The organism is Hufsiella arboris (assembly GCF_009834875.1).
In the GTDB taxonomy this organism is placed as follows: domain Bacteria; phylum Bacteroidota; class Bacteroidia; order Sphingobacteriales; family Sphingobacteriaceae; genus Hufsiella_A; species Hufsiella_A arboris.
This window is the reverse complement of sequence record NZ_WVHT01000050.1, coordinates 1-322: the sequence shown is the minus strand read 5'-3', so window position 1 is coordinate 322 and position 322 is coordinate 1. Positions and strand designations below refer to the sequence as shown.

General features: G+C 48.8%; 1 protein-coding gene. It reads right to left on the bottom strand.

What is annotated here, in order from left to right:
• On the bottom strand, window positions 1-322 hold a 322-nt coding region (locus GS399_RS20590; RefSeq protein WP_160846544.1), incomplete at both ends, for a Calx-beta domain-containing protein.

The following is a 322-nucleotide window of genomic DNA, read 5'->3' as shown; positions in this document are numbered from 1 at the left end:
ACTGTAATCTTTGGATTGGTCGTTCCGGTTAAAGTAGCAATCACTGTTTCCGTTCCTTCGATGATCGCATCGTTCAGTACCGGGATGGTGATAATCTTCTCTGTCTCGCCTGCTGCAAAGGTTACTGTATGGCTGATCGCCGTATAGTCATCGCCTTCTGTCGCTGTTCCCGTTAAGGAGAAGCTCACATCCGTTGAAGTTGATGATGCGTTGCTCAGAGTGATCTTGAAGGTTCCGCTGGTTGCCGCCGGGCTGCCTTCTGAGCCATTGCTTACCAGGGCAACGCTAGCTACCGATACATCATTATCTTTTATGGTTGTTT